Source organism: Staphylococcus sp. 191 (assembly GCF_011174885.1).
Taxonomy (GTDB): domain Bacteria; phylum Bacillota; class Bacilli; order Staphylococcales; family Staphylococcaceae; genus Staphylococcus; species Staphylococcus coagulans.
Genome location: NZ_PNRJ01000001.1, coordinates 204,455 through 223,996, shown reverse-complemented (window position 1 = coordinate 223,996; position 19,542 = coordinate 204,455). Strand labels below are relative to the sequence as shown.

General features: G+C 36.2%; 18 protein-coding genes. 16 read left to right on the top strand and 2 right to left on the bottom strand.

Features of this window, described 5'->3' with window-relative positions; translation table 11 throughout:
- The first annotated feature begins 72 nt into the window (after positions 1–72).
- From C1H58_RS01130 to C1H58_RS01060, 15 genes are all read left to right on the top strand, one after another.
- Positions 73–714, top strand: a complete 642-nt coding sequence (locus C1H58_RS01130) for a YfbR-like 5'-deoxynucleotidase (protein WP_016424521.1) — start codon at positions 73–75, stop codon at positions 712–714.
- A 5-nt stretch (positions 715–719) separates the two neighbouring features.
- Positions 720–965 (top strand): CsbA family protein, encoded by a 246-nt coding sequence (locus C1H58_RS01125; RefSeq protein WP_165545049.1) that lies wholly within the window; start codon positions 720–722, stop codon positions 963–965.
- Between the two features lie 226 nt (positions 966–1,191).
- On the top strand, positions 1,192–3,174 hold the full coding sequence (gene uvrB / locus C1H58_RS01120; protein WP_165545048.1) for an excinuclease ABC subunit UvrB: 1,983 nt from the start codon (positions 1,192–1,194) through the stop codon (positions 3,172–3,174).
- A 5-nt stretch (positions 3,175–3,179) separates the two neighbouring features.
- On the top strand, positions 3,180–6,023 hold the full coding sequence (gene uvrA, locus C1H58_RS01115; protein WP_050331595.1) for an excinuclease ABC subunit UvrA: 2,844 nt from the start codon (positions 3,180–3,182) through the stop codon (positions 6,021–6,023).
- 3 nt (positions 6,024–6,026) lie between these two features.
- The gene (locus C1H58_RS01110) at positions 6,027–6,401 is read left to right on the top strand and encodes an SHOCT-like domain-containing protein (RefSeq protein WP_050331594.1); all 375 of its coding nucleotides are present in this window, start codon (positions 6,027–6,029) and stop codon (positions 6,399–6,401) included.
- 447 nt (positions 6,402–6,848) lie between these two features.
- Positions 6,849–7,790, top strand: a complete 942-nt coding sequence (hprK, locus tag C1H58_RS01105) for an HPr(Ser) kinase/phosphatase (protein ID WP_050331593.1) — start codon at positions 6,849–6,851, stop codon at positions 7,788–7,790.
- Positions 7,790–8,626 (top strand): prolipoprotein diacylglyceryl transferase, encoded by an 837-nt coding sequence (gene lgt / locus C1H58_RS01100; RefSeq protein WP_214972105.1) that lies wholly within the window; start codon positions 7,790–7,792, stop codon positions 8,624–8,626. Before hprK ends, lgt begins: the two co-directional genes overlap by 1 nt.
- Entirely contained in the window at positions 8,627–9,109 is a 483-nt protein-coding gene (locus tag C1H58_RS01095; protein ID WP_165545046.1) for an acyltransferase, read from the top strand.
- A gap of 17 nt (positions 9,110–9,126) precedes the next feature.
- Entirely contained in the window at positions 9,127–10,566 is a 1,440-nt protein-coding gene (locus C1H58_RS01090) for a tetratricopeptide repeat protein (protein ID WP_182280487.1), read from the top strand.
- A gap of 63 nt (positions 10,567–10,629) precedes the next feature.
- Complete coding sequence (trxB, locus tag C1H58_RS01085; protein ID WP_050345948.1) at positions 10,630–11,568, top strand: thioredoxin-disulfide reductase; 939 nt, start codon at positions 10,630–10,632, stop codon at positions 11,566–11,568.
- A 389-nt stretch (positions 11,569–11,957) separates the two neighbouring features.
- Complete coding sequence (gene rapZ, locus C1H58_RS01080) at positions 11,958–12,866, top strand: RNase adapter RapZ (RefSeq protein WP_165545044.1); 909 nt, start codon at positions 11,958–11,960, stop codon at positions 12,864–12,866.
- A 1-nt stretch (position 12,867) separates the two neighbouring features.
- Complete coding sequence (locus tag C1H58_RS01075) at positions 12,868–13,863, top strand: gluconeogenesis factor YvcK family protein (protein WP_050331588.1); 996 nt, start codon at positions 12,868–12,870, stop codon at positions 13,861–13,863.
- A 46-nt stretch (positions 13,864–13,909) separates the two neighbouring features.
- Positions 13,910–14,854, top strand: a complete 945-nt coding sequence (gene whiA / locus C1H58_RS01070) for a DNA-binding protein WhiA (RefSeq protein WP_050331587.1) — start codon at positions 13,910–13,912, stop codon at positions 14,852–14,854.
- A gap of 513 nt (positions 14,855–15,367) precedes the next feature.
- Positions 15,368–15,949, top strand: a complete 582-nt coding sequence (clpP, locus tag C1H58_RS01065; RefSeq protein ID WP_016424534.1) for an ATP-dependent Clp endopeptidase proteolytic subunit ClpP — start codon at positions 15,368–15,370, stop codon at positions 15,947–15,949.
- 162 nt (positions 15,950–16,111) lie between these two features.
- A complete protein-coding gene (locus C1H58_RS01060) occupies positions 16,112–16,600 on the top strand; it encodes a GNAT family N-acetyltransferase (protein ID WP_165545043.1) in 489 nt (162 codons plus the stop codon).
- A 149-nt stretch (positions 16,601–16,749) separates the two neighbouring features.
- On the opposite strand, the gene C1H58_RS01055 is transcribed toward C1H58_RS01060, so the two are convergent.
- Positions 16,750–17,652 (bottom strand): TIGR01777 family oxidoreductase, encoded by a 903-nt coding sequence (locus C1H58_RS01055; protein ID WP_165545042.1) that lies wholly within the window; start codon positions 17,650–17,652, stop codon positions 16,750–16,752.
- A 664-nt stretch (positions 17,653–18,316) separates the two neighbouring features.
- On the opposite strand from C1H58_RS01055, the gene C1H58_RS01050 reads away from it, so the two are divergent.
- Positions 18,317–18,988 (top strand): DUF4887 domain-containing protein, encoded by a 672-nt coding sequence (locus tag C1H58_RS01050; RefSeq protein ID WP_165545041.1) that lies wholly within the window; start codon positions 18,317–18,319, stop codon positions 18,986–18,988.
- 234 nt (positions 18,989–19,222) lie between these two features.
- Here the strand turns inward: C1H58_RS01050 and C1H58_RS01045 are convergent, their stop codons facing one another.
- On the bottom strand, positions 19,223–19,444 hold the full coding sequence (locus C1H58_RS01045; RefSeq protein ID WP_165545040.1) for a hypothetical protein: 222 nt from the start codon (positions 19,442–19,444) through the stop codon (positions 19,223–19,225).
- Between the last annotated feature and the right edge of the window lie 98 nt (positions 19,445–19,542).

Genomic DNA, 19,542 nt, shown 5'->3' with positions numbered 1-19,542 from the left:
TTCAATATAAATGTGTTAATATAATCAACAAATAGCTTGCATGCGCTTAATTGATTTTAGAGGAGGTTGGCTATGGGCGTCCATCAATATTTTAAAAGATTATCAGATTTAGAAAAACTAATTCGTTTACCGGGAAAGTTTAAATATTTTGAGCATAATGTAGCGGCACATTCATTTAAAGTAACTAAAATCGCCCAATACTTAGGCACTGTTGAAGAGTATCACGGGAAAACAGTGGATTGGAAAAGTTTATATGAAAAAGCATTAAATCATGACTTTGCAGAGGTTTTTACAGGTGATATTAAAACACCTGTAAAGTATGCAAGCGGTGAGTTAAAAAAACTTTTTTCACAGGTTGAGGAAGAAATGGTTGATACTTTTATTAAGGAAGAAATTCCAGAAAAGTATCAAGATATATATCGACGCCGATTACAAGAAGGGAAAGATGATTCATTAGAAGGACAAATTTTGTCAGTAGCTGATAAAATTGACTTATTGTATGAAACGTTTGGAGAAATTCAAAAACGAAACCCTGAACCACTATTTTTCGAAATTTACGAAATGAGTCTCGAAACCATCATGCAATTTGATCATTTGTATTCAGTTCAAGATTTCATAGAACATATTATTCCTGAAATGTTAACAGAAAGATTTATCCCTAAAACTGAATTAAGAGAAACAACAATGCATATCCTTAATAAAAGAAAGATGTGATTGGATTGATCTGGTATATATTAGCCGCTTTTTTTCCATGTGTACTTGTTGTTCTTTTCAGTACGATAACGAGAAGTAAATGGATTGGGACTCTCATTACACTTGTAGTTATAGGGGCTTCCGTCTACAAGGGCTTTTTTCATAATGAATGGATTATTTTTTTAGATGTTGTCTCATTGCTAGTAGGATATCTCATTATGGATTACTTAGAGAAACACCGGACTGAGCATGATGATGACAATAGAATATAACATTTAAAAGTATTTATATTACAATTGTTATATTTAGAATGGTTATAAAAATAAATATTTTTCACCAGGAGTGAATCTGAAAAGCAAGACATTGCAATCAGATACGCTCCTTTTTGACATGTTAAAACATAGCGCAAGCACAATCACGCATTACGAACAAATGTTTGTATTTTTTAATTGTATTCTGTTAAAATATGAGTATTAAGTTGATAGGAGGCGAACAGGGATGGAGCATCATGATTTTAAAATTGCTTCAAAATTTGATCCACAAGGTGATCAACCTAAAGCAATAGAGGCGCTTGTGAAAGGGATTAAGGAAGGAAAGCACCATCAAACATTGTTAGGGGCTACTGGGACAGGTAAAACCTTTACAATGAGTAATGTGATAAAAGAGGTAGGGAAACCAACATTAATTATTGCTCACAATAAAACGCTCGCAGGACAACTCTACAGTGAATTTAAAGCCTTCTTTCCTGAGAACAGAGTAGAGTATTTTGTGAGTTATTATGATTATTATCAACCTGAGGCGTATGTTCCATCTACTGACACATTTATAGAAAAAGACGCATCTATTAATGACGAAATTGATCAACTGCGTCACTCTGCGACAAGTGCGTTATTTGAAAGAGATGATGTCATTATTATTGCAAGTGTAAGCTGTATTTATGGTTTAGGGAATCCGGATGAATATCGTGACTTAGTAGTAAGTATTCGTGTCGGTATGGAAATGGACCGCAGTGATTTATTGAGAAAGCTTGTTGATGTGCAGTATACACGTAACGATATTGATTTTAAACGGGGAACTTTCAGAGTGCGAGGAGACGTTGTTGAGATATTTCCGGCTTCACGTGATGAATTATGTATTCGGGTTGAATTTTTTGGTGATGAAATTGATCGAATTAGCGAGATTAATTATTTAACTGGGGAAGTCCTTAGAGAACGAGAACATTTTGCGTTGTTTCCTGCATCACACTTCGTAACACGTGAAGAAAAAATGAAAATTGCAATCGAAAGAATTGAAAAAGAACTTGAAACACAACTTGAATATTTAAGAAGTGAAAACAAGCTTTTAGAGGCACAACGTTTAGAACAACGTACTAATTATGATTTAGAAATGATGCGAGAAATGGGATTCACTTCAGGGATTGAAAATTACTCTGTCCATTTAACATTAAGACCTTTAGGTTCGACACCGTATACGTTGCTAGACTATTTCGGTGACGATTGGCTAGTGATGATTGATGAATCACATGTGACTTTACCACAAATACGGGGTATGTATAATGGTGACCAAGCACGTAAAAAGGTACTGGTTGAGCATGGCTTTCGTCTACCAAGTGCGTTAGACAATAGACCATTAAAATTTGAAGAATTTGAAGAAAAAACGAAGCAACTCGTATATGTTTCGGCAACACCAGGACCTTACGAGATTGAACATACTAACGAAATGGTAGAACAAATTATTCGACCTACAGGCTTACTGGATCCTAAAATTGAAGTACGACCTACGAAAAACCAAATCGACGACCTATTAAGTGAAATTCAGGAACGCACAGAGCGTAATGAACGTGTCTTAATTACGACATTAACGAAAAAAATGAGTGAAGACTTAACCACATATCTTAAAGAAGCAGGTGTTAAAGTTAATTACCTTCACTCAGAAATTAAAACGCTTGAACGTATAGAAATCATTCGAGATTTAAGAATGGGAACATTTGATGTATTAATTGGTATCAACCTGTTACGTGAAGGTTTAGATATACCGGAAGTTTCTTTAGTTGTGATTTTAGATGCTGATAAAGAGGGCTTTTTACGTTCTGAACGTTCCCTTATTCAAACGATTGGTCGTGCAGCACGAAATGATAAAGGTGAAGTTATCATGTATGCTGATAAAATCACTGACTCTATGCAAGTCGCAATCGATGAAACCGAACGACGTCGTGAAATTCAAATGGCTTACAACGAAGCACACGGCATAGTGCCTCAAACAATTAATAAGCAAATTCATGATGTGATTAGTGCGACTGTGGAATCTGATGAGACAAATGAAGATGCACGTACAGAAGTGCCGAAGAAAATGACGAAAAAAGAGCGTCAAAAAACGATAGAAAATGTCGAAAAAGAAATGAAAGAAGCAGCAAAAGCACTGGATTTCGAAAAAGCAACAGAATTAAGAGATTTATTATTCGAACTAAAATCAGAAGGGTGAAAAGCATGAAAGAACCGTCGATTGTTGTGAAAGGGGCGCGCGCCCACAATTTAAAAAATGTTGATATTGAATTACCTAAACAAAAATTGATAGTGATGACGGGTTTATCTGGATCAGGTAAATCCTCATTGGCTTTTGATACGATTTATGCTGAGGGGCAACGTCGATACGTAGAATCATTAAGTGCATATGCACGTCAATTTTTAGGTCAAATGGACAAGCCCGATGTGGATACAATAGAAGGCTTGTCACCTGCAATATCAATAGACCAAAAAACAACGAGTAAAAATCCACGTTCTACAGTAGCTACGGTAACTGAAATTTATGATTATATTCGTTTGTTATATGCACGTATCGGCAAACCTTATTGTCCAAATCATGGTATTGAGATACAATCACAGACTGTACAACAAATGACGGATAGAATTATGGCGTTAGAAGAACGGACAAAAATCCAATTAATGGCACCTGTCGTTAATCATCGTAAAGGAACGCACGAAAAATTATTGAATGATATTAGTAAAAAGGGATATGTGCGTGTCCGTGTTGATGGCGAGATTATGGACGTGACACAAGTGCCAGAACTTGATAAAAATAAAAACCATACCATTGAAATTGTTGTCGATCGTTTAGTAGTCAAACCAGGTATTGAAACACGTCTGGCTGATTCAATTGAAACCGTATTAGAACTTGCAGATGGCCGTCTTGTTGTCGATGTAATTGATGGAGACCAACTTGAGTTTTCTGAAAAACATGCATGTCCAATATGTGGTTTTTCGATTGGTGAGCTTGAACCAAGAATGTTCAGTTTTAACAGTCCGTTTGGCGCATGTCCGACTTGTGATGGTTTAGGAACTAAATTAACCGTGGATATTGATTTAGTTGTTCCTGACAAAGACAAATCCCTTAATGAAGGGGCGATTGTCCCATGGGAGCCAACGAGTTCAGATTTTTATCCAACGTTATTAAAACGTGTGTGTGAAGTTTATAAAATCAATATGGATAAACCTTATAAAAAATTAACTGATCGACAAAAAAGCATTATTTTGCACGGTTCTGGGGATAAAGAGATAACTTTCTCATTCCAATCTAAAAATGGACAACAGCGTACACGTACGATGCCGTTTGAAGGTGTCATTCCGAATATTGAGCGCCGTTACCATGAATCGCCTTCAGAATATGTCCGTGAAATGATGCAAAAATATATGGCAGAACAACCTTGTGAAACATGTCATGGACAAAGATTAAGTCGAGAAGCACTTTCAGTTTATGTTGCTGGAAAAAATATTGGTGAAGTCGTTGAACAATCTATAAAAGAAGCGCTTGATTACTATGAAAATATCGAATTATCAGATCAAGATGCCCAAATTGCGCGTTTAATTTTAAAAGAGATTACATCTCGTTTATCCTTTTTGAATAACGTAGGTTTGGATTATTTAACGTTGAATCGTGCATCAGGAACATTGTCAGGAGGAGAAGCGCAACGCATACGTTTGGCAACTCAAATCGGTTCACGTCTTTCTGGTGTCCTTTATGTACTTGATGAACCTTCCATTGGTTTGCATCAGCGTGATAACGATCGTCTCATCAATACGCTAAAAGAAATGCGCGATTTAGGAAATACATTAATTGTTGTCGAACATGATGAAGATACGATGATTGAAGCGGACTACCTTGTCGATATCGGACCGGGTGCAGGTGATCATGGGGGCCATGTTGTTTCTAGTGGTACACCTAAACAAGTGATGCGAGATAAAAGATCACTGACAGGTCAATATTTGAGTGGTAAAAAGTTTATTCCTGTTCCTGAACATCGTCGAGAAAAAACCAACCGTAAAATCTCGGTAAAAGGCGCAAGAAGTAACAACCTTAAAGGTGTAGATGTCGATTTTCCACTGTCTGTTATGAATGTGGTAACTGGGGTTTCAGGTTCTGGAAAAAGTTCGCTTGTTAACGAAGTATTGTATAAATCTCTTGCTAAAGCAATCAACAAATCAAAAGTGAGACCTGGGGCACATGATGAAATTACAGGCATTGAAGAGATTGATAAAATTATAGATATTGATCAGTCGCCTATTGGTCGTACGCCAAGATCTAATCCAGCCACATATACAGGTGTTTTTGATGATATACGAGATGTTTTTGCCTCAACAAACGAAGCAAAGGTACGAGGTTATCAAAAAGGACGTTTTAGCTTTAATGTGAAAGGCGGACGTTGTGAAGCATGTAAAGGTGACGGTATTATCAAAATTGAAATGCATTTTTTACCAGATGTTTATGTGCCATGTGAAGTATGTGGAGGGAAACGTTATAATCGCGAAACTTTAGAAGTCACATATAAAGGTAAAAACATTTCTGACGTTTTAGAGATGACAGTTGAAGACGCGGTCCATTTCTTTGAAAATATCCCTAAAATCAAACGTAAATTACAGACGCTTGTGGATGTAGGTTTAGGTTATATTACGTTAGGTCAACCGGCAACAACGCTTTCGGGTGGTGAAGCACAACGTGTGAAACTCGCATCTGAATTGCATAAACGTTCAACTGGACGTTCAATTTATATTTTAGATGAGCCAACAACAGGTTTACATGTTGACGATATTAGTCGATTATTAAAAGTTTTAAATCGACTTGTTGACAATGGTGATACAGTCGTTATTATTGAACATAACCTTGATGTCATTAAAACTGCTGACCATTTAATTGACTTAGGGCCAGAAGGTGGTGAAGGTGGCGGGACAATCCTAGCAACAGGGACACCTGAAGAGATTGCCGCACATCCAACTTCATACACTGGACGATATTTGAAAGAAATATTGGCACGTGATAAAGCGCGACAGGAGGGCTAGTAAATGAAAGAAGCAAAAATCAAAGTGTTAGAATTACTACAAGATGGAAAGATTTCAGTAGAAGAAGCAGCAATACTTTTAGATGCAATGGCTACAGACACAACGACAGCACAAGCGCAAACGAACCATTCAGATACTCAAAAAAGCGAAGCGAAAGCTGATGATACAAGCGTAGACAGCGATTTTAAATCATCAGTAGAAGACTTTGTCCGCGACACATTTGAAAATGTTAGTGAAACACTACGTCAAGGCGTTGAATATGTAAATCAACAGCGCGAACAAGCAAAGCAAAATAAAGAAGCACACCCTATCGATCCTTTAAAACAATTTGAAAAAACATTAAAAGAAGTGACAGATCGATTAAATAAAGAAAAGTAAATGTCCTTTATTTAAAAGATTATCATTGTGATTTCGTACTTATATTATAGTGTAGAGATTGTTCTTATATGCGTCCCTAAAATTCATGTGATTTTTGAATTTTGGGGACTTTTTTTCTGTCTAGTGGCAGATGTTCCTTCTTAAATAGTAAAAATGTTAAAATGAATAGGGTCATTGAGTAGGGTGAACCGCTTTTAATAGATGAGACACAACGAGTTAAGACGAATGTAAAAGTTTTTTAATAATGAAATACATCTCTTTCTTTCGCATTTCATGTATAATATAGGACATAATTAACAACGATAGGCACAGTCCATCGTATTGAACTGTGTTAAAAAGAATCGTGTTTAACTGAGCGTATGAAATCAGTCTCGCAATAGGACTGTTATTTTACGTCTTTCTATATGATGATTAACGAGAGATAGAGTGAATACTGAGGTGACTGACATGTTAACAACTCAAGATTTGGTAAAGCGATTTAATTTGAAAGTGATAGCTGGTGAAGCAGGTTTAAACCGACCTATTCATAATACAGATATCTCTAGACCTGGTTTAGAGATGGCGGGCTATTTCTCACATTATGCTTCGAATCGAATTCAACTATTAGGTACAACAGAACTTTCGTTTTATAATTTATTGCCAGATGAGGATAGACAAGGGCGGATGAGAAAGCTTTGTCGTCCAGAAACACCAGCAATCATTATCACGAGAGGGCTTGAAGCGCCTGAGGAATTGTTAGAAGCTTCCAAAGCGTTAGATACACCACTCATTTATGTGGACGAAGCCACGACACGTGTCATGGGACGTCTCACTTCTTATCTTGAGCACGAATTAGCAAATTCTACAGCATTACATGGTGTACTGGTAGACGTGTATGGGATTGGTGTATTAATTACTGGAGATTCAGGCATAGGTAAAAGTGAAACAGCTTTAGAACTTGTGAAGCGTGGTCATCGTCTAGTCGCAGACGATAATGTAGAAATTAAAGAAATCAATAAAAACGAATTGATTGGTAAGCCGCCTAAAATTATTGAGCATTTACTAGAAATAAGAGGGCTAGGAATTATTAACGTGATGACGCTTTTTGGCGCAGGTTCTATCTTGACGCAAAAACGCATACGGCTGAATATCAATCTTGAAACGTGGGATCAAAACAAATTATATGATCGCGTTGGATTGAATCACGAGACGCTTAAAATTTTGGATACGGAAATTACTAAAAAAACAGTCCCAGTTCGACCAGGAAGAAACGTGGCTGTCATTATTGAAGTAGCCGCAATGAATTATCGACTCAATATTATGGGCATTAACACAGCAGAAGAATTTAATGAACGTTTAAATGCTGAAATATTAAGAAATAGTACACATCAAAAAGGAGATAAAGAATGATGATTGGTTACATCAACCCTGTAGCAATTGATCTAGGTGGATTGCAAATCAAGTGGTATGGGATTATTATAGCAACTGCAATATTAATTGGTTATTGGTTCGCACAAAAAAGTGCACAAAAAGTGGGCTTTAAAGAAGACGATTTAATTAATATTTTAATTGTCTGCGTCATTGTCGCTATCATTACTGCGCGACTCTATTTTGTTTTATTCCACTTGGATTATTACTTACAAAACCCCGCAGAGATTATCATGATCTGGCGTGGAGGAATTGCTATCCACGGTGGCTTAATTGGTGCGTTTGCCATGGGGATGTATTATTGTTATCGCAAAAATTGGCATCCTTTACAACTCGGTGATATCGTTGCACCTAGTATTATATTGGCGCAAGGGATTGGACGCTGGGGAAATTTCATGAACCATGAGGCTCATGGTGGACCAGTTAGTCGTGCCTTTTTGGAACAATTGCATTTACCACAATTCATAATTGAGAATATGAAAATTGGTGGTATTTATTATCACCCTACTTTTTTATATGAATCCATATGGAATGTGATTGGTTTTATCGTTTTAATTCTTTTGCGTCGACGTCTTCGTGTTGGTGAAACATTTTTTACGTATTTAATTTGGTACTCGATTGGCCGTTTCTATATCGAAGGCTTGCGAACAGATAGCTTGATGTTAACAGAGACGATTCGAATTGCACAGCTTGTCTCTATTATCGCGATTGTGATCGGGATAACACTGTTTATATGGAGACGATTTAAATCCAAAGCACCGTTGTATCGAGAAGTGGGTGTTTTAAATTGGCCTTGGGAAAAGAAAGGGTCACGTTAAATGAAAAGACGCTTAACCGTCATTCCGACCAAAATGCATAATGCGCTTTGGCACATGTATGACTATCGAAGTTTTACAAAATTATTTAAAAATACACTAATTATTGAACTGGCGCGATTTGTACCGAGTTTGAAATTCAAACGCTGGCTCTATCGACATATTTTGAAGATGACAGTCGGTCAATATACGGCGATTGCTTTCAAAGTGACACCTGATATTTTTTATCCTGAAAAAATAAGAATAGGCAAAAATGTCATTATTGGTTATAATACAACACTACTGACACATGAATTTTTGACCGATGCACTAAGAGTAGGAGAGATTGAAATTGGTGACGATACGATGATTGGAGCCAATGTTACAGTTCTTCCCGGTGTTAAAATTGGCGCGCGCGCTAAAATTGGTGCAGGCAGTGTTGTTTCAAAAGATATACCCAATGATGTCATTGCATATGGCAATCCGATTCAAATAAAAGAACAATGAGAGAAAGAGAGGTGGCAATGATGACACAAAAGAATAATATTATACAGTTGTGGTCTGATGTTTCTGTTTATGAACGTTTGGCACAACAGAAAATGCAACAGCAAGATTATGTAAAAGCACAGCGCTATTTAGAAAAAGTGTTAGAATTGTCACCCGATCATTTTGAGGCGAAGCAACAACTTGCAACTTGCTTAATCAAATTAAATGCACCAAGCAAGGCAGAAGCTATTTATTACGAAGAAATCAGTAAAGGCTCTGAACTCGAAGCCTCTTATTATGAACTTAGTCAATTAAATATTGATTTAAATGAACCCAATAAAGCCTATTTATTTGGTTTGAGCTATGCGTTTATTGCGGAAGATGAAGACTACCGCGAAGAACTTGAGAGTATGTTTGAAGTTTCATTTAGTGGCGAAAATGAGCTTGAATTAGAAAGCCAATTGTTTGTAACACAAGTTATTTTTCAATATTTGTTTGGACAAGGGCGCTTGTTAGATGCAAGAGCGTACATATTACGTCAAGATGAAGTGATTCAAGAAAATCGCCTCATTCGAAATTTACTTGCCATGTGCTATCTCTATCTAAACGAGAACACGATTGCAAAAGAAATGTTTGAACGGCTTTTGAAAGAAGACGCTTCAGATGTCCATGCTTTATGTCACTATACTTTATTGTTGTACAATATGAATGAACAAACACTGTTTAATCACTATCTCAAACTACTCAATAAAGTCGTTCCAATTAACGATGAAGAATCTTTTAAATTGGGGATCGTTTTAAGCTATTTAAAGCAATATCAAGCATCGCAATATTTACTCTTACCGCTCCACCGAAGAGGAAAATTTCAAACTTTCCAGCTTTTTCATGCACTTTCATATAATTATTATTACCTGGGTCATATTGAACAAAGTGAATATTTTTGGCAAGCATTGACACAATTTCTTAAAGCGAATCCTGGTTTTCCCCCTTGGGTCGTGGATGAAAGTAGACAGTACTTTAACTGTCATATTGAACCGCTATTGACCAGTGAGGATCAGCATGAACGTCTTTATGGGCTCTTTTTATTGAATCAATTAAATGGTAAAGAGGTTTTAATGACGAAAGATGTATGGGACATACTAGAAACATTAGGAGATTATGAGAAACTCTATCTTTCCTATTTAATACAAAACTTACAGCTCACAAAGTTACACTTTATACACAAAGGAATGGAAAAGCTTTATCATCTACCTAAAACTAAAGGTGATGACGCATTATTTTTAAGTTGGATCAATTATGCAGATAGCTTATCGGTGGAAAGGATAAATGTTGATGAAGTAAATGCATATGTTGCGGCAGTTACCTATTTGTATTTTAATGCTGGCGTACAATCATTACATCGACAAGAGGTCATTGAACTATTTGACGTGTGTCCAGAAACGTTTGAAATTGCGCTCAATTGGTTGTTGAGCATATAAGTTTGAGTCTCGTATTTAAATGTTGTAAAATTCTTATGATGAAATTAAGAGGAGGAACGAATCATGTCAGAACAAGTAAGATATGATGTTGCAATCATCGGTGCAGGACCAGCAGGTATGACAGCTGCGGTATATGCTTCACGTGCGAATTTAAAAACAGTTATGATTGAACGCGGTGTGCCAGGTGGACAAATGGCGAACACTGAAGAAGTTGAAAATTTCCCAGGTTTTGAAATGATTTCAGGACCGGATTTATCAAATAAAATGTTCGATCACTCTAAAAAGTTTGGTGCCGAATACAAATATGGTGACATTAAAGGTATCGAAGATAAAGGCGATTACAAAGTTATCGATCTTGGCACAAGCGAAATTGAGGCAACTGCTGTGATTATTGCAACAGGTGCGGAATACAAAAAAATTGGTGTACCTGGAGAAGAACAACTCGGTGGCCGTGGTGTAAGTTACTGTGCTGTATGTGACGGTGCCTTCTTTAAAAATAAAAATGTATACGTTGTAGGTGGAGGAGACTCTGCTGTTGAAGAAGGAACGTATCTAACAAAATTTGCAGATAAAGTTACTATTGTTCACCGTAGAGATCAATTAAGAGCACAAAAAATCTTACAAGATCGTGCTTTCAAAAACGAAAAAATTGATTTTATTTGGAATCATACACTTAAATCAGTTAACGAAAAAGATGGTAAAGTAGGTTCATTGACGTTAGTTTCAACAGTTGATGGCACTGAACAAACAGTGGATGCAGATGGCTTATTTGTCTATATCGGCATGAAACCTCTTACACAACCGTTTGAAAATTTAGGCATTACAAATGAAGCGGGCTATATTGTAGCAAATCCAGACATGAGCACAGCTGTTAAAGGGATTTATGTAGCTGGAGATGTTCGTGAAAAAGGATTGCGTCAAATCGTAACAGCAACAAGTGATGGTAGTATCGCAGCAGAAAGTGTTCAAGCGTATATCGAAAGCTTGCATGATGAAGCTTAATCACGATTTTAAGTAATCGTTTTTAAGATTGGAGTTAATCTGTTCGAATGCGCTATATTTTGCCTGTTCCTATATTAAATAAACGTATTAATTGCGACACCCTATAAAGGTGGGACAAAGGAATCTAACGTAACAACGAGTTTCCACGTCCCACTCTTTTTATTTATCATTGTTTTTTATGCTCGTGAAAACAGCATACTTTATTATGACAAGATGATTGAAAAATGAGTGCTAGCCGAGTTGTTAAAGTATATTCGGTACAGGTTGCCATTGTTACATCATCGTCAATACATACGGTTATGAAAAGTGTTAAATTTTAGCTTTCTGTCTATGACTTTGAAGGATTTTCATGTACACTAAAAGAGAATCTTAAGGGATGGTGGTCAACAATGCAACATGAAGAAAACAATGAAATCGTTAAAAGTGAATTACTCGTCATTACAGGGCTTTCGGGCGCTGGAAAATCTGTCGTTATTCAAAGTTTAGAAGATTTAGGCTATTTTTGTGTCGATAATCTTCCGCCTATTTTATTGCCTAAGTTTGTAGAATTAATGGAACAAGGGAACCCTTCGTTACAAAAAGTAGCTATTGGCATCGACTTAAGAGGACGAGAATTTTTTAAATACTTAGTGCGTGAAATAGATGCTGTGCAAAGTAGAAAAAATGTAATCGTAGATGTACTGTTTGTAGATGCTGAAACGGAAAAATTAATTTCTCGTTATAAGGAAACACGTCGTAAGCATCCACTTCAAGAGCAGGGCGATTTAACTCTAGTTGCAGCGATTAATGAAGAGCGTAATTTACTTGCCGAAGTGAGAAGTTTGGCCAATTATACTTTAGATACTACAAAGTTAACACCGAAAGCATTAAGAAAAAGAGTTTATGAAAATTTTAATAAAGAGAATAAATCAACGTTTACAATCAATGTGACAAGCTTCGGTTTCAAGCATGGTATTCAAATAGATGCAGATTTGGTTTTTGATGTGCGCTTCTTACCGAACCCTTTTTATGTAGAGGAACTCCGTCCGTTGACAGGTATGGACGAAGAAGTATATAAATACGTGATGAAATGGAAAGAGACGAATACATTTTATGAAAAATTATTGGATCTCTTATTATTCATGATTCCAGGATATAAAAAAGAAGGGAAATCACAACTTGTCATTGCAATTGGTTGTACAGGAGGACAACACCGTTCTGTCGCATTAGCACAACGATTAACTGAGGAACTTAAGCAGACGTATGATTATAACATATATGTTCATCATCGTGATGCACATATAGAAAGTGGCGAATAAAATGAAACAACTCAAATTAGTGCTGATTGGTGGAGGGACAGGCTTATCTGTTTTGGCAAGGGGTCTCAAATCCTTCCCAATAGATATTACAGCGATTGTAACAGTCGCAGATGACGGTGGAAGTACAGGAAAAATTAGAAGTGAGATGGATATACCAGCACCGGGTGATGTAAGGAACGTGCTGGTTGCCTTAAGCGATGTCGAGCCGTTGTTAGAACAGCTGTTCCAATATCGATTCGAAAAAGATATCATTAGCGGCCATTCTGTTGGTAACTTATTGATTGCCGCATTAACAAATATTACGAATGATTTTGGACATGCGGTAAAAGAGCTCAGTAAAATCTTGAATATCAAAGGTCGCGTTATACCGTCTACAAATTCCAGCGTGGCGCTTAACGCAGAGATGGAAGATGGAGAAATTGTAACAGGGGAATCTAATATTCCTCAAAAACATAAAAAAATTAAACGTGTCTTTTTAGAGCCGGCTGATGTGAAACCGATGGATGAAGCTGTTGCAGCACTAAGAGAAGCGGACTTAATTGTTTTAGGGCCTGGTTCTCTTTATACGAGTGTGATTTCTAACCTTTGTGTCAATGGTATTTCCAAAGCCATTGTCGAAAGTGATGCTAAAAAATTATATGTTTCAAATATAATGACCCAACCTGGAGAGACCGATGAATATACAGTCACAGATCATATTCGTGCAATTCATCAACAACTGGGTGCGAATGTTATTGATTTTGTAATTGCGAATCAATTGCCATTCTCACAAGAAATACTTCAAAAGTATGAAGATAAAGGCGCTAAGCCTGTATATTGTGATGAAGAGCTATTAAAGGAACAAGGTGTTCAACTTGTAACAGGGGAGCATCTCGCTGAAATTACAGAGCACGAATACGTGAGACATCGAACAGAAATATTGGCAGAGATGATTTATGAAATTGCATTACAAGAAATTAGTACAATTCAATTTGACCCTGATCAATTCAAATCATAACTTTAGCCATATTGATTCTTGATAAATAGAAAGGAAACGATTCATTATGAGCTTTGCATCAGAAATGAAAAATGAGCTGACAAGGATTGAAGTTGATAAAGATAACGCTAAGGCAGAGCTCAGTGCTTTAATTCGTATGAACGGGGCCTTAAGCCTATCACATCAACAGTTTGTCATTAATATTCAAACTGAAAATGCCACAACTGCAAGACGTATCTATACACTAATAAAACTTGTTTTTCAGGTTGAAGTCGAAATATTAGTACGTAAAAAGATGAAATTAAAGAAAAATAACATTTATATATGCCGAATAAAAATGAAAGCAAAAGAGATTTTAGACGAGTTAGGAATACTTAAAAATGGAATGTTTAGCCATGATATCGATGCAACTATGGTTAAAGATAATGAAATGAGAAGAAGTTATTTACGTGGTGCATTTCTCGCAGGAGGTTCAGTAAATAACCCAGAAACTTCATCATATCATCTAGAAATATTTTCTCTATATGAGGGTCACTCTGAAGGGCTCACGCAATTGATGAATACTTACGAGCTCAATGCGAAAAGTTTGGAGCGTAAAAAAGGTTGGATTACGTATCTTAAAGAAGCGGAACGTATAGCAGAATTTTTAAGTTTAATCGGTGGTTATCAAGCATTGCTTAAATTTGAAGACGTAAGAATAGTCAGAGACATGCGTAACTCTGTAAATCGACTGGTGAATTGTGAGACAGCGAATTTAAATAAAACGGTCAGTGCGGCGATGAAGCAGGTTGAAAGTATTCAACTGATAGATGAAGAAATCGGGATAGATAATTTGCCTGATCGACTGAGAGAAGTGGCAAAATTAAGAATTGAACATCAAGATGTTTCATTGAAAGAATTAGGTGAAATGGTAAGTACTGGAACTATTTCGAAATCAGGCATCAATCATCGTTTAAGAAAATTAAACGAAATGGCGGATAAAATCAGAAGCGGAGAACGATTTGAAGTGTAAAAAGTAGGTGTTTAGCCGGTGAGGACAGCCTGTTTTTTATATCATATTTCAATGATATTTGATAGTGCATTTTGTAAAGTATGCGCTATATCGGCTTAGACATCCATTCTAAAAATAGCGCTCAGAGTTTTTTACTAAAAAATAATCTGATCGCTTTCTTTTTATGAGAAAAATTCGTAAGATATGACATCGTTTTAAATACCTGAAGTTCAATATGATATGGGATATAGTTAACGAGTATAGCAAAAAGAACCCCGTCGTTATGGGATTCTTGATTTTAAAAAGTAAGATAGCCCCCTCGAGAGGAATCGAACCTCTATTGTAAGAACCGGAATCTTAAGTGTTATCCATTACACTACGAGGGGTAAATTGAAACGTACACTCATCATTTTACCTTCATGCATTGTAGGGGTCAACTCCTAAAATAGTGAAAGTTAAAAGCGTAATTTTTGACCATGTTTGACTTTTAGGTTAGAATAAAATCAAATCAAAGAAATTAGGAGGAAATAATCCATGAATTTAATTCCTACAGTAATTGAAACGACAAATCGCGGGGAACGTGCATATGACATTTATTCACGTTTATTAAAAGACCGTATTATTATGTTAGGGTCTGCTATTGACGATAATGTAGCAAACTCAATCGTATCACAGCTTTTATTTTTACAAGCACAAGATGCAGAAAAAGATATTTACCTCTATATCAACTCTCCTGGTGGTAGTGTAACAGCTGGATTTGCGATTTATGACACAATCCAGCACATTAAACCAGATGTACAAACAATTTGTATTGGTATGGCTGCTTCAATGGGTTCATTCCTACTTGCAGCAGGAGCTAAAGGTAAACGTTATGCATTACCTAATGCTGAAGTGATGATTCACCAACCACTTGGTGGTGCTCAAGGTCAAGCAACTGAAATCGAAATTGCTGCTAACCATATTTTAAAAACACGTGCAAAATTAAATAAGATCTTAGCTGAACGTACAGGTCAAGATATTGAAAAAATCGAGAAAGACACAGATCGTGACAACTTCTTAACTGCTGAAGAAGCTAAAGCTTATGGCTTAATTGATGAAGTAATGCAACCAGAATAGAAGAGAAGTTTCTGTCATTTATAAGATGATGAACCTATCTCATCTTACTATGTAATGAGTGGAGCAATGAAATCTGAAAGCGTATTTTAGATTTATGCTCCACTCTTTTTTTATGATAAAACAAACGGACTTTATTTAAATGAGGGGAAAGGGGTAACAGACGTGATAAGACAGGCACAAGTGAATGATCTGACTCAAATTCAAGAAATATATAATCATGCGATTAAGTATACGACCGCTGTCTATACTTATGAAACAGTAACATTAGAAGAACGTGAAAAATGGTTTCAAACGAAGCAACAATTACAACAACCTGTCTTTGTATACGAAGGGAATGGGGAGGTGTTGGGATTTGCTACATATGGTCAATTTAGAAATTGGCCCGCTTACCAATTTACGATTGAACATTCTTTATATGTTAGTCCTAATGCGAGAAGAGAAGACATTGCTTCCCAATTATTAGAGAACATAATTCAAGATGCCCGCGAAAAACAGGTTCAAACGATGGTGGCAGGTATTGATGACCAAAACATACAAAGTAAACTGTTACATGAAAAATTTGGATTTCGACATATGGGAACATTAGAGAAAGTTGGATATAAATTTGATCAGTGGCTTGATCTTGCATTTTATCAGATACAGTTAAAATAAAGTATCTTTATGTGGCATGATTTAATTGGCGATATCATTAAAAATCAGAATTGATATGTATGGTGTTTCAACTTGTCAATTCTGATTTATCATATATCTCGAAATGATATCATCGAAGCACCTTTAGCATTCGACACTGGTCAGTTCACTTAATGGTTATAGATGTCTTTAAGTGCAAGTGAAAGCGTTGGATAATTAAATGTAAAGTGGAGATGATTGAGTTTTTGAGGGACGATAAATTGTGTATCAAGTACCAATGTTGACATTTTCCCTAGAATTAATCGCATAAGCGTAGCTGACACCCATGTGTAGTGGGGGCGATGCAACGTTTTTCCAAGTATTTTCCCAAACTGTTGTTGTGTTTCTGGCCCAGGTGCAGCAAGATTGTATACTCCAGAAGCCGTCTTATGATCAATCAAGAATAGAATTGCGCGTTTTAAATCTTCAAGATGAATCCATGAATACCATTGATGACCACTACCGATACGTCCTCCTACAAAGAAGCGATACGGTTTTTCTATCATAGGTAAAGCACCACCCTTTTGAGAGAGGATGAGGCCAAATCGACCTAAGATCACACGAGTACCTAGTGATTCAAATAGTGAAGCCTGCTTTTCCCATTGATAAACGATTTCGGATAAAAGATCATGTGGTGTCGTACGAAAGTCTTCCGTATACGTCGCAGTATGAGAAGGTGGATAATATCCCATCGCACTTGCGTTGAAAAGCACACTCGGCTTTTGCTTGCGTGTTTTAAATAAGTCATATAATGCGCGCGTAGACTGTATTCGACTTGTCATCATAAGTTGTTGATGCGACTTTGTCCATCTTTTATTTAACGTCGCGCCTGCTAAATTAATAACGATATCAATGTCGGGGACTTTTTGTTCCCAACCCGTTTGATTCCAATTAATATATTGAATATGTGAAGATTTTGAACTTCGATCGCTACGTGTCAGAATATAAATCATTGAATCAGGTCGTTGTGAAATGTCTTCAACTAGCGCTGTCCCAACCATACCTGTGCCGCCAGTTATTAAATAATTCGTCACTTAAACCACTCCTTTTGATTCGTTCATATTATTGTCATAGAACAGACATTAACTTTTCACTTTAAATGCATTAAAGTGTGTTTATTAATTCACAAAGTGCGTTATAATAGAAATACCTTCGATAATTAATACATCTCTTAATTAAATTCAGTATACCCCATAATATATACGACGAAGGTAATTTTTGACTCCCTTTAGTTGAGGCCTGAATGATGCAGCATTCAGACCTCTTTTTATTATCTTCGTTTAGGTTCAGATGATTAATGGTGTAATAGTTAATCATTTCCTCATTATGATTATTTTTAAACTTCAACTTGAATGGTATCAGCAGATTGCGCATGAAAGGTTTTTAGATTCAATAACAATTTGGACTTAATATGCTTTAATTCGTTTCAATAGTAATAAATCATAGTTTTGGGTAGTACTGTTTCATAAAAGATGAGTGATATGGATTATGGTTTTGATATTGGTGATTTCGATAATTGGTGCCTTGTCGTTTTGAGTGATATGATTTATATTGAATGTTATTAATTTAAAAGTCACATAGTCGTTAACTTTCTAATATTGTATAATTGTAATATCACAATACAGACAAGACGTAAGTTTAAAAATAAATATAGCTTAAACTAAATAGATTGAGATCTTAATAAAGAGAGGGAAAAACATGTCAGCACCAAAAAGAAGTGGACAAGGACCAAAATATGCTGAAAACGGGAAAAAGAAAAAACGAGGTTTAGCGATTATCAGTATTATTGTTGTATTGTTATTGCTAGCTGGATTAGTGTTTGCAATCTTCTCATTCGTCGATCAATCACACCGAAGTAGTGAGCGATTAAAAGAGAAGTCTATTGAGGAACAAAAAGAAAAGCGAGATGCTGAAATAAAAAAAGAAAAAAAAGCGCAAGAAAAGAGAGAAAAAGAAAAAAGTATTGAAAAAGAACAAGCTGAGCAAGAAAGATCTTTAGAAGCAGCGCGTCAACAATCCATTGAAGCGGAACGTCAAGCACAGTTACAAAACCAACGTAATCAGCAGCAAAAACCTAAATCAACTGAGCCGAAAACGGAAAAACCAAAGAAAGAAGAGCCGAAGACCGAGGAGCCTAAAAAAGAACCGAAGACGAGTGAAAAACCAGATACTTCAGAACCAAAATCGTCGGGCCCGAAGACAAATGAACCATCTTCAAACGAGCCAAAAACGCCGCCATCTTCAGCACAGGAACCTAAAAAGGAACCTTCAACACAGCAACCTAATGGTCATTCTCAACAACAACCTCAACAAACTCAGAACCAAAGCCAAAATCAAAAACCGTCAGAAGATAAAAGTAATCAACATTAAAATGGCTTAATCAATATACATTGATGCCTAGAGTAAACGAAAGACGGAAGATTTTGTACCGTATCGTGTTGTGCAGTTATTGTATGAATAAAATAAAGAAAAGCATAGTCAACTTAACGCACAAAGCGTGTGGCTATGCTTTTTGTTTTGCAACTTTATCATTTCTATTTGCTTTATATGGATATTGGTTAGAAGTACCAAAAGCGTAGTTCTTCTCATTTCTTCTTTTTCATATTAAAAAAGGAAATTGAGTAATAATGTTAAAAGTATTGATAAAAAAATGGAAAATAAGCAACCTGGTAAGCAGCCTACAGGTGTACACCCATAGTAGCGCGTATAGGTATAATTTCCACCTTCATATCTATTTTTGTTTGAACCGTGTTGTATATCTTCGGGGCGACGATAGCGAGGATCTGAAGGATCGATGACCTCAGGCTGTTCGGAATCTCTTGTCATAGTATCACCTCTTTATGTAAATATATGAAATAACTTATCGTGTTGCAATAAAATTGATAAGGATGTTTAAGAATGGTGAAATGTGTTATAAATGGAAT